We start from the raw sequence: 13280 nt of genomic DNA, 5'->3' as shown, positions 1-13280 counted from the left end.
ATGGATAGAATTCTGGCCCTGGACTGTTGTAATCGCTGGACCTGTGGGGGAATCGTCTCCGAGGGAATCCCGGTTTCCGAGATCAATGTGGATCTCGGAAGGTCACAGGCAGCCCGCCTTCCGTCTGTCGTGGATTCACTCCTCTCTTTTTCCGGGATGTCCTTGCAAGATATAGATGCGATATCGATTACGGTAGGTCCCGGGTATTTTACCGGAATACGCATAGCCGTTGCATATGGTGTCTCTCTCGCCAAGGGGCTGGGGCTCCCGGTTATACCGATAAGCTCCCTCGAAGCCCTGGCTCGGGGGGCTAACCCTATCGTCGGGGATCTGATCGTACCCTGCATAAGGGCTGGCAGAGACGCGGTCTATTCCGCCGCTTTTTATCTAGCCGACGACGGATTCGAGGAAATCATGGCCGAAAAAGAGAGATCTTTATCCGATCTATCGTTGGCCTTGAACGATTTAGACGGTTTTCCCAAGATCGTGGTGACGGAAGACCGTACATGTCGAGATATGCAATATGGTGGTTCCATAAACCTTATTCCGAGGATCGGTGGTATCGCCACGGCTTTGACGGCTTGGCACCGCAAGGACTATGCGGTAGACCCTGAGGCCGTAAAGGCTAGATACCATAGAGACCCCGGCATAGGTGGTTTTTCAAGATAAATTTACATGTGCACCAACCGTTCCTGGGGGGAACGGAAAACCTTTGGAGGTGAATTTTTTGGCGAAGAAGTTTGAGGTAATCATCAACAAGACCTGGTGCAAAGGATGTTCACTCTGTGTGGAGATCTGTCCTAAGAAGGTCCTCGGCATCGACGACAGGCAAAAAGCCGAGCCTTTCGAGCCCGAAAAGTGCATAGGGTGTCGCCAGTGCGAGAATATCTGTCCCGACTTGGCTATAACGATTAGGGAGGCGGAAAAAAATGGGTAAAGTAGCGTTTTGGCAGGGTAACGAGGCTTTGGCTATGGGGGCCTTGGCTGCCGGCTGTCGTTTCTTCGGCGGTTATCCCATAACCCCCTCCACCGAGATAGCTGAAAAGATGGCGGAAGAACTTCCCAAACTGGACGGTCGTTTCATCCAGATGGAGGACGAGATTTCCGCTATAGCAGCGACCATTGGCGCTTCCATCGCCGGTTCTAAAGCTCTTACCGCGACCTCCGGGCCTGGCTTTTCCCTTAAACAGGAGAACCTGGGTCTTGCTTACGAGGCGGAGATACCGATAGTCGTAGTCGACGTTATGAGAGGCGGCCCCTCCACGGGACTTCCCACTAAGGCGGGACAGCAGGACGTCATGCAGGCTCGTTGGGGAACCCACGGGGATCACGGCACCATAGCCTATGCCCCTTCCTCGGTGGAGGAGTGCTACACCATGGCTATCGATGCCTTCAACGCCGCCGAGAAATATCGTCAGCCGGTGCTGATAATGAGCGACGCCGAGATCGGTCATATGAGAGAGAAGATAGAGATTCCCGATCCCGAGGACGTCAGGATCTCGAGCAGGAAAAAGCCGACCGTGGAGATGGACAAGTTCGTCCCGTATAAAGCCGACCCAGAGGACGATATCCCTCCGATGGCGTCCTTCGGCGACGGCTATCGTTGGCACGTCACCGGTCTTACCCATAACGATTGGGGTTTCCCGACCAATAACGCCGACGAGATAGAGAAGAAGATGACCCGTCTGATGAGAAAGATAGACCGGTTCAGAGACGATATAGTCCGTTACGATACCGAGTCCGTAGAGGATGCCGATATCCTGGTGGTCTCTTACGGCAGCGTGGCCCGTTCCAGTTCCAGAGCCGTCAAGGATGCCAGAGCCAGGGGAATGAAGGTAGGACACTTCCGTCCTGTGACCCTGTGGCCCTTCCCCGATAAGGAGCTGGAGAAGCTAGCCCGAAAGGTCAAGACCATCATAGTCCCCGAGCTGAACTGCGGCCAGATGGTATTGGAAGTGGAGCGTGCGGTTCACGGAAAATCCAGGGTAGTACCCATGGAGTTGGTCAACGGGGATCTGTTCCACCCCAAGGATATTCTCGAAAAAATCTCCCAGGAGGTCAGATAAGATGCCCTCGAAAGAAGTATACAGCTGGCTCAGAACGCGGTTTTTCCCCCATATGTGGTGCCCTGGATGCGGCCACGGAATAATCATGCACTCGCTGCTTCGGGCATTGGTGGACCTTAAGAAAGACCAGAGCAACACGGTCATCGCCTCCGGAATCGGATGCTCCAGCCGTATGCCCGGTTACATCGACGCCTGCACCCTTCACACGACCCACGGTCGTTCTCTGGGATTCGCCACAGGTATCAAGATGGTCAAACCGGAGATGACCGTTATAGACGTAATGGGCGACGGAGACTGCTCCGCGATAGGAGGCAACCATTTTATCCACGCCTGCCGACGTAACATCGACATAACGGCCATCGTGATGAACAACAACATATACGGCATGACCGGAGGACAGGCATCTCCAACCACTCCCGGCGGAGCTTTGGCCACCACCGCTCCTTACGGTGCAGTCGATCCCACCTTCGATCTATGTCGTTTGGCCGAGGGAGCTGGAGCGACTTTCGTGGCAAGATCGACCATCGCCAACCCCAAGCAGGCGGAGAAGTATATCGTCGATGGCATAAAGCACAAGGGATTCTCCGTGGTGGAGATAATCTCCAGCTGTCACACCCAGTTCGGCCGTAAGAACAACAGGCGTACTCCCATATCCAACATAGAGTTCCTCAAGTCCGCCACCGTCACCAAGGAAAAGGCAAAGGATATGTCTCCGGAGGAGCTTTACGGCAGGATAGTCGTAGGAGAGTTCGTCAACAAGACCGCTCCCGAGTACACCGAACAATACCTTGCCATGACCAAGAAAGTGAGGGAAGGCTAATGAGCGATCGTTTCGAAATTCGTTTCGCCGGCTCCGGCGGACAGGGCGTCATCTTGGCATCGGTCGTGGTCGGGGAGGCCGTCTCTCTTTACGCCGACGGGCTGTTCGCAGTTCAGACCCAGAGCTATGGTCCCGAAGCCAGAGGAGGCAGCTCCAAGGCAGAGGTGGTTATCTCCAGCGAGCCTATAGACTACCCCATGCCGGTTCAGCCTAATCTACAGGTCATCCTGACTTCCCAGGCTTGCGAGAAGTACGCTGCGGATACGAAGCCCGGAGGACGGCTGATAATAGACGATTTCTACGTCAAGGACATACCTGAGGTGGACGCCAACATCTATCATCTTCCCATCGTGAAGACGGCGAGAGACGTCATCGGACGAGAGCTTGTCACCAACATGGTCTCTCTCGGGATGGTGGCCAGAGTGCTCGAGCTTGAAAAGGTGGCGGAACCCGAAGCGATAAGGAAAGCCATCCTCTCCAGGGTTCCCAAAGGGACGGAGGAGATGAACGGCAAGGCTTTCGACGAGGGCTATAAAGTCTTCAAGAACAGCCAGTCGCTTCACTTTTAGTGTAGAATAAAGATATATCGTGCCGGGGAGAGATAAAAACTCTACCCCGGCATATTTTTGGGGGGATCTCCGTGGGCAAAGAAATCACTCTTACAGTCAGAGACGTGAATTCCAGAGGACAAGGGGTGGCAGTCGGAGAGGAAGGCAAGATAGTCTTCCTTGACGGGGGGCTGCCTTCCGAGGTAGTAAGGGTTTCCCTGGAGACGGAGAAAAAAAACTACGCTACTGCTAAGGTCCTTAATATCGAGGTTCCGTCGGAACATAGGATAACCCCTAGATGTCCCTGGTACGGTCTCTGCGGAGGATGTCAGCTCCAACACGGAAGTTACGATCTACAGCTGGAGATAAAGACCAAGAGCGTGAAAGACGCCATGGAGAGGATCGGAAGGATGAAGGTAGAGAGACCCATCTGTCACCCGAGTCCTATTCAATGGGGCTATCGTAACAAGGCCTCGTTTCCCGTAAGGTCCGAAAACGGCGGAGAAATAGGTTTTTTTAAATCCGGCAGCCATAAATTAGCACCTATCGATGGATGCCCCGTTCTCATGCCCCACGTGGAAAAACTCTACGTCGATTTCAGGAATAGGGTGATGCCGGAGTTGAAAAGGAACGGAGTTCCCTTTTACGACGAAAGACGACATAAAGGCCTGTTGCGACACATGGTTTTCAGGGGCAACAGAGAGGGTTCTCTTTTGGCTCTCGCAGTTGTTACATCCCTCAGAAACTGCCGTGGAAAAGAGCTTCTCGAGCGATCTCTAGCTAGACTTAAGGGTACGACTCAGGCGTCGTTTTCCGGAATCTGGAACGAAAACTCCTCCAGAGGAAACAGGATACTTGGAGACAGATCGTCGACGATATGGGGAGATGGGGTCATAACGGAAAAGATCTCAAACTACGATCTATCCTATGATGGTACGGCTTTCTTTCAGGTAAATCCGTTTCAGGCGGAAAGGCTTTTCCTCAGAGCGTCCTCTATCGTTGCCGAAAGGGGAGGGGCGGTCGTGGAACTCTACGCCGGAGTGGGAGCTCTGACCGTCTTTTTAGCCAAAGCTGCGAAAACGGTATTGGCAGTTGAGGAGTGGGCACCTGCGATCGAAAGGCTTTTGGAAAACGTCTCCCGTAACGGATTGGACAACGTCAAGGGGATATGCAATAGAGCGGAGGATACCGTCAGGACCATGGTGGAGGCCAAGCCTGACGTGATCGTCGTCGATCCTCCGAGAGGTGGCTGTGCCTCGGAGGTCCTGGATGCCGTCACGGAGAGCTCTGCCGATATGTTGGTTTACGTCTCCTGTAACCCCTCTACACTGGCGAGAGACGGCGCTAAGCTGGTCTCCGACGGTTGGGAGTTGGCCACATCGGAGTGTTTCGACCTTTTTCCTCAGACCGTTCACGTCGAAACCCTGGCCTCGTTCAAACGCATCGCAAGAGGTTGACATATCTGCATGAATCGCTATAATTACGGGCGTCGATCGATTTCAGACGTAAAAGTGCGGACATAGCTCAGTCGGTAGAGCATTAGCTTCCCAAGCTAAGGGTCGCGGGTTCGAATCCCGTTGTCCGCTCCATATAAAAAATAAAAGAGCCTAGCTGTCAATTAAAGACAGCTAGGCTCTTTTATTTTTTATAGCTCTTTTTAGAGGATAATTCGCTTTCATCCATTTGTTTTGATTGACACGACTATCCTCGATCACTAAAATTGAGTGGTGTCCCGGTCTGTACACGAGAGTACAGATCTTTTGAAGGATTTTGTTCCTCGAAAGGAGGTGAGCGGAATGGCGACCAGTCTTACCGAAGAGATCAAAAAGGTCGAAGCTCAGGCTAAACAACAGGTGGCTGAAGCCAGATCCGAGGCAGCTAAGATAGTCTCCAAGGCAAGGGACGAGGCGGATCTTATGCGCAAGGAATCGAAGCAGGAGGCCTACAAGAGGTACAAAAGCCGATTGACCGAGGTAGAGGCGGAGGCGGAGAAGAAAGCCGACTCCATCGTTGCGGAGGGCGAAAAAGAGGCTCAAAAGTTTATCGAGGCCGGTAGAAAAGGTGTCGATGCTGTGTCCTCCTGGGTTGCGGAAGAGGTGATGGCTAGATATGGGCGTAGCTAGTGTCAAAAAGCTGGAGCTATACGCTCACAACACCGTGGTCGACACGGTTCTCGCCACGCTTCAGAAATTAGGGTGTTGTGAGATCGTCCTTCCCGATGGAGACGAGGATGGACAGAAGTCTCCGGCAATTCTGGCGGATTTGGACGATAAGATCAGCGAAGCCCGATATCTCCTAAGGATACTGGAGCCCCATTATGTAGACGAGATCAGCTCTATAGCTAGATCCTTTGGGGAAAGGCCGGAGTTCCCACTTCGGCATCTGGCTTCCGCATCCGATTCGTTCGAGGTCAAGGAGAGGGCGGAGGAAGTTCGCGCCCTGGAGAGAAAACTCGTCGAGATTCGATCTGATATATCTCAGACGGACGGATATCTGACTTTTCTCGACGAGTTGAAGGATATGCCCTATCCGATGAGCCTCATGTCATCCGGAACCGAAATAGTATCCGGCATCATGGGAACCATCCCGGTCGAAAAGATAGACCAGTGGAATCGGTCCATCTTAGACGCTTTGGGAGAGGACATCGAGACCTATTATGTGCCATTCGGCCCCAAGGATAAAGAGACCTGGGTCGTTATGGTGGGACTAAGAGCCTTGGAATCGAGGGCTATGGAGATAGCCGGTGGTTTCGGCTTTTCAAAGATCGACGTTTCGAAAGACCTGTCCCTGTCCCCGCAGGAGGAGATAAAACGCCTCGTCGACAAGAGGGAGCGGCTTCTAAAAGAGGCCGAGGATCTGGACGTTAAGATGCATCAAAAGGCGGAGGAGCTGGTCCCTGATGTCCGGAGATTCAGCGACTACTGGGCTGTTCTTGCCGATCGCGCGAGAGCACTGGAAGGCGGAGAGTACACCGACGAAGTCGTTTTAATCCGCTCCTGGGTTCCGGCGGAAGAAGAGGACGAACTGGTTAAGGCTCTTTCTCCTGTGTCCGATCTTACCGAACTTTGTTTTTACGATCCGGAGGAGTCCGACATGCCTCCGACTATGCTTCAAAATCCCGAGTGGTCTCTTCCGTTCGAGACCTTGACCAAGCTTTACGGAGCTCCCAAATACGGTGGTATAGATCCGACTCCTCTGTTGGCGCCGTTTTTCTTCATATTCTTCGGGATGTGTCTGGGAGACGGTGGGTACGGTCTCATCATGGTCGGTTTCTTCATGGCCTTCCTTAAAAAATTCAAGAAAATGCCCTCGGGAACCAAGCAATTCTTCTCTCTTTTCGTTCTGTCCGGCATTGCCGCCACCTTGGTCGGCGCCTTAACCGGAAGTTGGATGGGAGACATGATAGACGTAGTACCGTTCCTTCGTTTCCTTAAGCCCATCAAGGATATCCCGGTCCTCCTGATTCCCATGAACGATCCTATGGCCTTTTTGGGGATCTCTCTGGTTTTCGGCATAGTCCAAATATTCTTCGGGATGGCCGTCGCCATGAAGGATTGCCTGAGAAAAGGCGATTATATGGGTGCTTTTGCGGATCAACTCGGATGGATGGTTTTCCTTACCGGACTTCTCCTCCTAGGCGCTTCCACTAAGTTGCCTGCGATCTCCTGGTTGGGCAAGCTCGTCACCGCAGCTGGAGCGATAACCTTGGTGGCGACGCAGGGCAGAGATAAAGACGGCATGATCCAAAAAGCGATCTCTGGACTACTGAGTCTGTATAACGTGACAGCCTACCTGGGGGACGTCCTCAGTTACAGTCGTCTCCTGGCCTTGGGATTGGCTACTTCGGCCATAGCTATGATAATAAACATGTTGGCCGGTCTTTCCTCGACCATTCCTTACGTAGGATGGCTGATAGCCATCGTTATTTTCCTGGGAGGTCACCTTTTCAGCGTGGCAGTCAACGTCCTGGGAGCGTTCGTCCATTCTCTGCGTCTACAGTACGTGGAGTTCTTCAGTAAGTTCTACGCCGGAGGAGGCCGTCTTTTCGAACCTCTTCGGTATAACACGAAGTACGTCGCCATATCAGAAGAGGGCGGCGAAGGCTAGTAGATTGGTCTATCCCGCAATAGGGAGTCACCATTTATTTTTGTGAGGGGAGTGTCGTACTTTATGGAACATCTCGGTGTGATGCTGACGATTCTTGGTGCAGCTTTGGCCGCCGGTTTCGCCGGTGCTGGATCGGCTATCGGAGTTGGTATTGCCGGTGAATCCGGCGCTGGAGTCATGACGGAGGATCCCGGTAAATTCGGTTTAGTGCTTTTGCTTCAGGCCCTTCCGGGAACTCAGGGAATATACGGTCTTTTAATTGCTTTCTTTGCCATGCTCAAGGCTGGCCTCATCGGAGGAGAGCCCACGATGGCGATAACTTGGCTCAACGGACTAGGTGTCCTTTTCGCCTGCCTTCCTATAGCCATAGCCGGGTATTTTTCCGGAATAGCTCAGGGAAAGACTTCCGCTTCCTGTATTCAGATGATCGCCAAGCGTCCGGAGGAGACCGGTAAAGCCGTTATCCTTCCCGCTATGGTCGAGACCTACGCCGTTCTTGCCCTTTTGGTGAGTATCCTCCTGCTCAACGGGATATCCTAGGCTTAGGCCTGAAGAGTTGGAGTGATCGGCATGTCTTTATCCGACATAAAGAAAAAAATCGAGGCTGATGCCAGAGCAGAGGCCGGAAAAATCCTGGATAAAGCTCGAGAACAGGCTGGAGAAGTAACGGCCGATTTAAGGCGAGAGATGGAGTCGATGAAGGACTCCTATGAATCTCGATTCGAGAGCGAAAAACCGGAAATTTTGCGACGCCGCGAGATAGTGGCGAAGCTGGACGTCAAGAAGCTTGAGCTCGGTGCCAGACAGCAGCTTGTCGACGAGGTTTACAAGGGATCTCTGGAGAAACTCAGAGCCCTTTCTGCCGCTAAGTATATTTCTTTCGTCGAATCCCTCTTGGGGAAAGCGGTTCAGACAGGCGACGAGGATATAATAATAGGCAAAGAGGACAAGCACCTCAACGAAACCTGGCTCAAGGGATACAACGAAAAGCACAAGACCAACCTGACTATGTCGGGAGAAAAGGCTTCTATAACCGGAGGCTTTATACTCAAGAGGGATAAGATAAGCGAAAACGCTTCCTTCGATATGTTGGTCCGCTGGCTTCGGGACGATCTTGAGGCAGACGTTGTAAAACGGCTGTTCTCAGAGTAGTTGGGCGGTGAACACATGGCCCCGGCGGAACGATATGGATATTTGGTCGCGCGTCTGAGGGCGATGGAGAATCGGTTGCTCGACGAGTCCCTCTTCCAGAGACTTATCGAGTGTGACGGTCTGGACGGAGCCATAAAGGTACTTGGGGAGACCGTTTACGCCCCATGGATCATGGAGATGAAGTCCAACGAGGAGTTTGACTCGGCCATCGAGGCGGAGCTTCATCTCGCTTACGATGAGATCAGCCGATTCACCCCGGACGAGGAGTTGGTTCAGCTTTGCCGACTGCCTTACGATTTTCACAACGTCAAGGTTCTGGTGAAGAGCCTGATCCTCTCCAAAGAAGGTGGAGATCGTCGCTTCGATCTCCTGACGTCTCTGGGGACCATCGACACCGATTCTTTGGTCATGGCAGTGGAGAGCGAGGAGTACCGTCTGTTGCCATTCGGCCTGCATCGCACTATCCCGCAGGTATTGACTCATTGGGATCAGAATCACGATATGCTGGCGGTCGAGTGCGCCTTGGACAGGTGCCTCTTCAAGGCCATGTCCGATTTGGTCGGCAAGCTCTCGATGCCTCAGGTGAACCTTTGGTTCAAGAGGCGGGTAGATGCGGAGAACGTCCGTACTCTCATTAGGTTAAGTCGAGCCCAGGTGGAGCCCTCGGCAGCGGTGGACTTTTTACATAAAGGCGGGGATATATCGATAGACCGTCTTATATCCACTCTAGCAGAGCCGATCGAAAGCTGGGGAAGGCTTCTAGCCTTCGCCGACGTCGGAACGGTCTTCGATTACATCCAGGATGCCTCCGATATGGAGACTCTCCTGATGGTCTTCGACAAAATTCTCGATGATTACGTAACCGACGTGCTAGAAGAGGCGAAGTACGGTTGCTTTGAGCCGGAAAACGTACTCCGTTTTTCCTGGTTGAAAGAGTTGGAAGCCAAAAACCTGAGGGTTATATTGGTTTCCATCGCCAACGGAGCCGATCGAGATATGGTGAGGAGGCTGATGCGTCGTGTCGGATAAAAGCTCTCGCCCTATGGCCGCGGTCGGACAATACGATACAGTATTGCCATTTCAGGCAGTAGGCGTAAAGCCCTTCCCTGTCGGAGAGAAATCCGATGAGGTCAAGAAACTTCTGGAACGACTGGCCAGAGAGAACTACGCGGTCGTTTTCGTGGAGGAGGCCCTCTTCGTCGAGAATCAGGACCTCATCTCGGAGCTCAACCAGGAGTATCCCGCCAGCATGATCCCCATCCCAGGCATAAGAGGGTCTCTCAACGTCGGACTCTCCGCAATTCGCGGAAACGTGGAGCGAGCCGTGGGAATGGATATCTTTGCTGAAAAATAGTTAAGGCTGGAGGCGATTCATAGTGGCCACGGATAAGGTCATAAAAGGCAGCATAGAAAGAATATCCGGACCCCTGGTAGTCGCTAAGGGAATGATCGGTGCCAGCATGTACGACGTGGTCCGTATCGGGGAAATAGGTCTTGTCGGCGAAATCATTGAGCTGAAGGACGAATATGCCTCGATTCAGGCCTACGAGGAGACGTCGGGGCTAAAACCCGGCGAACCAGTCGTAAGCACCGGAGAACCCCTTAGCGTCGAGCTTGGGCCCGGACTGATAGAGCAGTTTTACGATGGCGTTCAGAGACCTCTTAAGAGCATCGAGGACGCTGCTCAGAGTCCCTATATAGCTAAGGGAATCGATGTTCCCGCTTTGGATCACTCGAGAAAGTGGGATTTTGAGCCTCGTCTTAAGGAAGGGGATCAGGTCTCCCAGGGAGATGTTTTAGGAATCGTACAGGAGACCGTGCTGGTCGAACATCGTATAATGGTGCCTATCGGTATATCCGGAAAGATAAAGAAGATATCGAAGGGAAGCTTTACCGTCGACGACGTGGTCGCAGTAATAGAGAGCGACGACAAGGAGAAGCACGAGGTCAGGATGGCCCAGAAATGGCCTGTCCGTAAAACCCGTCCGGTAGCGAAGAGGCTTCCTCCCGTTACGCCCTTGACCACCGGTCAGAGGGTAGTCGACACATTCTTCCCCATAGCCAAGGGAGGAACGGCCTGTGTGCCCGGTCCCTTCGGCTCCGGGAAGACTGTTATACAGCACCAGCTGGCCAAGTGGGCGGAGGCTCAGATAGTCGTATACATCGGCTGTGGAGAAAGAGGAAATGAGATGACCGACGTTCTCCTCGAGTTCCCCCATCTGGAGGACCCCAGATCAGGAGAGCCTCTGATGAAGAGGACGGTTCTCATAGCCAATACATCCAACATGCCAGTTGCGGCACGAGAGGCCAGCGTATACACCGGGATAACCATGGCGGAGTACTACAGGGATATGGGGTACTCGGTAGCTCTGATGGCCGACTCCACGAGCCGTTGGGCAGAGGCCCTCAGAGAGATGTCCGGACGACTTGAAGAGATGCCAGGAGAGGAAGGTTACCCTGCATATCTGGGAACCCGTCTTGCATCCTTCTACGAGAGGGCTGGACGGGCTATCTGTTACGGCAGAGAGGGTGCCGAGGGATCGGTATCGGTCATCGGGGCCGTGTCTCCTCCCGGAGGAGACCTCTCCGAGCCGGTAACCCAGAATACCCTTCGGGTCACCAAGGTATTCTGGGGACTGGACGCCCAGTTAGCCTATCAGCGCCATTTTCCGGCAATCAACTGGCTCCAGAGTTACTCTCTCTACACCAATAAGCTGGACGAATACTGGGACGGGGAATTCGACGACGAGTGGACCCACACCAGAGTCGATGCCATGGGTCTGCTTGAGGAGGAGGATAAGCTCCGAGAGATAGTGAGGCTGGTCGGAATAGACGCTCTCTCCAGAAACGAGAGGATGATACTAGAGACGGCCAAGTCCCTCAGGGAGGATTTTTTGCATCAGAACGCCTTCCACGAGACCGACACCTATACATCGATGAAAAAGCAGTTTAAGATGCTCTCTATGATCATGAATTTTCACCGTTACGGCATGGAAGCCCTAAAAAATGGAGCTCCCATGAACGAGCTGTTCAACCTCCCAGTCAGGGAGAAGATAGCCAGGATGGGGCTCGTTTCCGAGGATTCGCTTCAGAAGATCGACGATCTGGAGAACGTCATGAAGGAAGAGATCGCCAAACTGGTTCCGACGGGAGGCGAAGCCGATGTTGCCTAGAGAATATAAGACCATCAGCAGCCTTCAGGGACCGCTACTCGTGGTCGAGAAGGTCCAAGACGTCAAATACGACGAGTTGGTCGAGATCGAGCTTTCCAACGGCGAAAACCGCCGTGGAAGGGTCCTGGAGATAGACTCCAATAGAGCGTTGGTACAGGTCTTCGAGGGAACCGACGGGATCGATATAGAGGATACCAAGGTCCGATTCGTCGGGAAGGTCCTAACTTTACCGGTCAGCGAAGACATGTTGGGACGGGTCTTCAACGGCAGGGGAGAGCCCATAGACGGAGGGGCTCACATAATCGCCGACAAAAATATCGACGTCAACGGACTGCCTATCAACCCCTATTCCCGAGATTATCCAGAGGAATTCATCCAGACCGGCATATCGACCATCGACGGTATGAATCCCATGGTTAGAGGCCAGAAGCTGCCCATCTTCTCAGGAGCTGGGCTTCCCCATAACAGGATGGCAGCCCAGCTGGCTCGTCAGGCGAACGTCATAAGCGGTCACGAGGCTTTCGCCGTCGTATTTGCCGCCATGGGTATAACCTTCGAGGAGGCCTCCTTCTTCATGGAGGACTTCAGGCGAACCGGTGCTCTGGAGCGAACCGTAATGTACGTCAACCTGGCCGACGACCCGGCTATCGAGCGAATCACCACTCCTCGTCTGGCTTTGACCGCGGCGGAGTATCTCGCCTTTGAGAAGAACATGCACGTCTTGGTCATCCTTACCGATCTCACCAACTACTGCGAGGCTCTTCGTGAGATCTCTGCGGCCAGGAAAGAGGTCCCGGGGAGACGTGGCTATCCCGGCTATCTTTACACCGACCTCGCAACTATGTACGAGCGGGCCGGCAAAATAAAGGGACGCAGCGGATCAATAACCCAGGTCCCCATACTTACCATGCCGGAAAACGACAAGACCCATCCGATTCCGGACCTCACGGGGTACATCACCGAGGGCCAGATAATACTCAGTCCCAGTCTTCACCGTAAGGGCATATATCCCCCGGTGGACGTTATGCCTTCTCTGTCCAGACTCAAGGACAAGGGTATCGGCAAGGGAAAGACCAGAGAGGACCATGCGGACCTGATGAATCAGCTCTTCGCAGCTTACGCCAGGGGCAAGGAGGCCAAGGAGTTGGCCGTCATATTGGGAGAGGGGGCTCTGTCCGAGGACGACAAAGCTTTCGCCTCTTTCGCCGACCGTTTCGAGGACGAGTACGTCCGTCAGGGAGAGTATAAAAACCGGACGGTGGAGGAAACCCTCCAGCTTGGCTGGGAGCTCCTCACAATGGTCCCAGTCAAGGAACTCAAACGTGTCCACGACGAGTATATAGAGAGGTATCTGCTGCCTCTCAAAGAGGATCAGAAGTCCGCAGAAGAAGTCAAGGCTTAGCGGGGTGATGTC

Annotated in this window: 14 protein-coding genes and 1 tRNA gene; all 15 read left to right on the top strand. The window is 53.3% G+C overall.

The features are described 5' to 3' along the window. Positions 1-669 (top strand): tRNA (adenosine(37)-N6)-threonylcarbamoyltransferase complex dimerization subunit type 1 TsaB, encoded by a 669-nt coding sequence (gene tsaB / locus L2W48_RS04995; protein WP_236100285.1) that lies wholly within the window; start codon positions 1-3, stop codon positions 667-669. A 58-nt stretch (positions 670-727) separates the two neighbouring features. After that, positions 728-937: a 4Fe-4S dicluster domain-containing protein gene (locus tag L2W48_RS04990; protein ID WP_005661975.1), complete on the top strand. Its 210-nt coding sequence runs from the start codon at positions 728-730 to the stop codon at positions 935-937. Continuing rightward, complete coding sequence (locus tag L2W48_RS04985; RefSeq protein ID WP_236100287.1) at positions 930-2066, top strand: 2-oxoacid:acceptor oxidoreductase subunit alpha; 1137 nt, start codon at positions 930-932, stop codon at positions 2064-2066. The genes L2W48_RS04990 and L2W48_RS04985 overlap by 8 nt, the downstream gene beginning before the upstream one ends. A gap of 1 nt (position 2067) precedes the next feature. After that, entirely contained in the window at positions 2068-2886 is an 819-nt protein-coding gene (locus L2W48_RS04980; RefSeq protein ID WP_236100288.1) for a 2-oxoacid:ferredoxin oxidoreductase subunit beta, read from the top strand. Then, positions 2886-3455 carry a 2-oxoacid:acceptor oxidoreductase family protein gene (locus L2W48_RS04975; RefSeq protein WP_236100290.1) on the top strand — a complete coding sequence of 190 codons (570 nt, stop codon included), beginning with the start codon at positions 2886-2888 and terminating at the stop codon, positions 3453-3455. Before L2W48_RS04980 ends, L2W48_RS04975 begins: the two co-directional genes overlap by 1 nt. Positions 3456-3526: 71 nt before the next feature. Then, positions 3527-4891, top strand: coding sequence for a 23S rRNA (uracil(1939)-C(5))-methyltransferase RlmD (rlmD, locus tag L2W48_RS04970; RefSeq protein WP_236100291.1), 1365 nt, complete (start codon positions 3527-3529; stop codon positions 4889-4891). 56 nt (positions 4892-4947) lie between these two features. Beyond that, positions 4948-5023: transfer RNA gene (locus L2W48_RS04965), tRNA-Gly, on the top strand. A 207-nt stretch (positions 5024-5230) separates the two neighbouring features. Continuing rightward, positions 5231-5557 carry a cell envelope biogenesis protein TolA gene (locus L2W48_RS04960; protein ID WP_236100294.1) on the top strand — a complete coding sequence of 109 codons (327 nt, stop codon included), beginning with the start codon at positions 5231-5233 and terminating at the stop codon, positions 5555-5557. Continuing rightward, on the top strand, positions 5544-7541 hold the full coding sequence (locus L2W48_RS04955) for a V-type ATP synthase subunit I (protein ID WP_236100295.1): 1998 nt from the start codon (positions 5544-5546) through the stop codon (positions 7539-7541). Before L2W48_RS04960 ends, L2W48_RS04955 begins: the two co-directional genes overlap by 14 nt. A 63-nt stretch (positions 7542-7604) precedes the next feature. After that, positions 7605-8081: a V-type ATP synthase subunit K gene (locus L2W48_RS04950; RefSeq protein WP_005661983.1), complete on the top strand. Its 477-nt coding sequence runs from the start codon at positions 7605-7607 to the stop codon at positions 8079-8081. A 30-nt stretch (positions 8082-8111) separates the two neighbouring features. Next, on the top strand, positions 8112-8693 hold the full coding sequence (locus L2W48_RS04945) for a V-type ATP synthase subunit E (protein ID WP_236100298.1): 582 nt from the start codon (positions 8112-8114) through the stop codon (positions 8691-8693). 42 nt (positions 8694-8735) lie between these two features. Beyond that, entirely contained in the window at positions 8736-9722 is a 987-nt protein-coding gene (locus L2W48_RS04940) for a V-type ATPase subunit (protein ID WP_236116506.1), read from the top strand. Continuing rightward, on the top strand, positions 9712-10047 hold the full coding sequence (locus L2W48_RS04935) for a V-type ATP synthase subunit F (protein WP_236100300.1): 336 nt from the start codon (positions 9712-9714) through the stop codon (positions 10045-10047). Before L2W48_RS04940 ends, L2W48_RS04935 begins: the two co-directional genes overlap by 11 nt. Positions 10048-10069: 22 nt before the next feature. After that, positions 10070-11866, top strand: a complete 1797-nt coding sequence (locus tag L2W48_RS04930; RefSeq protein ID WP_236100301.1) for a V-type ATP synthase subunit A — start codon at positions 10070-10072, stop codon at positions 11864-11866. Next, positions 11856-13268, top strand: a complete 1413-nt coding sequence (locus tag L2W48_RS04925; RefSeq protein ID WP_236100303.1) for a V-type ATP synthase subunit B — start codon at positions 11856-11858, stop codon at positions 13266-13268. Before L2W48_RS04930 ends, L2W48_RS04925 begins: the two co-directional genes overlap by 11 nt. The last annotated feature ends 12 nt before the right edge of the window (positions 13269-13280 follow it).

This window comes from Dethiosulfovibrio russensis (assembly GCF_021568855.1).
GTDB classification, from domain to species: domain Bacteria; phylum Synergistota; class Synergistia; order Synergistales; family Dethiosulfovibrionaceae; genus Dethiosulfovibrio; species Dethiosulfovibrio russensis.
Note: the sequence above shows the minus strand (reverse complement) of the source record. Positions and strands in the feature narration are given on the sequence as shown.